Consider the following 244-nt stretch of genomic DNA (forward strand, 5'->3'; position numbering starts at 1 on the left):
CCCGGCCCGGGCGCTGACGGCCCGTCAGCCGCGCGCGGCGCACGGCTGCGCCGGGCCTCGTTCGTCGTGGCCGTGCTCCTCGCCGTGGGCGGGGTGCTGGCGTCCGCGGGGAGCGCGTCCGCGGCCAGTTACCGGTACTGGTCGTTCTGGAGCGGTGCGGCCGACGGCGGCTGGGCCTACCAGCAGCAGGGGCCGAACACCTACGTCCCCCCGGACGGCAGCGTGGACGGCTGGCGGTTCGGGG

1 pseudogene is annotated in these 244 nt (G+C 78.3%); it reads left to right on the forward strand.

What is annotated here, in order from left to right:
- Window positions 1-244: pseudogene (locus ACFP3V_RS03545) on the forward strand (SCO2322 family protein); the annotation flags it as partial.

The sequence above is a fragment of the Streptacidiphilus monticola genome (assembly GCF_042658505.1).
Lineage (GTDB): Bacteria > Actinomycetota > Actinomycetes > Streptomycetales > Streptomycetaceae > Streptacidiphilus > Streptacidiphilus monticola.